The 976-nt window shown below is 54.1% G+C and carries 1 protein-coding gene; it reads right to left on the minus strand.

All coding sequences use genetic code 11. The annotated features are described in order from the left end of the window. Positions 1 to 893 (minus strand): helix-turn-helix domain-containing protein (locus IB241_RS27290; protein WP_192301272.1); only part of this gene is annotated, 893 nt, incomplete at its 3' end. Positions 894 to 976: the final 83 nt, after the last annotated feature.

The raw sequence follows: 976 nt of genomic DNA on the forward strand, positions 1-976 counted from the left end.
TCACCCGGGCGCTTCATGCCCAGCGCCTCGTGAGGTCGTATGTAATTGAATTCATGTCGAAAATGCTCCAGCAAGAGCTGCTGCTCAACCAGGTTTTTCCCCAGTGGCAACTCAAACTTCAAACTACGATGCATCCGTTCGTGCCGGCCGTTCTGGGCAGGTCTTCCCGGCATGGTTCGCTCCGGGTAAATACCCAGGCGGATCCACCAAACTGCCAGTGTGGACATTCTTGCCAGGCCTGGAGAAGCAAAAGGAACGCCGTTGTCAGAGCGAATGACTTCCGGCATCCCGTACTCTTGAAAAAGCCTCTCGAATGCCTGTTTGACGGGCAAGGTCTTGATTTTGGGGTGAGCCCTGCAGGCCAAAATCAAGCGAGAGGCATGGTCCGTAACGGTCAGGGGATAGCACATCTGGGCGTTGAGCATCTTGAACTGCCCCTTGTAATCAACGCACCACGTCTTGTTGGGCTCGTTGGCTTCGCGCATTTCCCTGTGAGCAGTGCTGTGCCGTCGCTTGAAGCGCCGTTTACTGACAAGCCCAAGCCGGTCAAGCCATTGGCCTGCCGTGCTGGGCGATGGCCAGGCGACTGACGGATCCTCGATTCGTAATAGCCTGACAAGCTTCTTCGGCCCCCATTTATCGTGGGTTTCTTTCATCGCCACTATGCGAGCCAAGATCTCATCGTCAGTCTTGTTTGGGCTGGTATGAGGTCGTCGAGACAGCTCTGCCAACGACTTCAAATCGCCGTCAACGTGACGAGAGATCCATTTATCTACAGTTGGTCGACTGACGCCGAAGCGCCGAGCTAGCTGGCTTTTGCTGAAGTCACCAGAAAGCCAGTCGATGACCAGTTTGATTCGTTGATCCATGGGAGACTCTTGGTTCCAGGGCATGATCAGTTACCTCCTGATCATGCGTATTAACCTGTAAACCATGTCCCCGGTTAGATATGTAAACGATGTCCCCGGTTTGTACC

Source organism: Pseudomonas sp. PDM05 (assembly GCF_014851685.1).
Taxonomy (GTDB): Bacteria; Pseudomonadota; Gammaproteobacteria; order Pseudomonadales; family Pseudomonadaceae; genus Aquipseudomonas.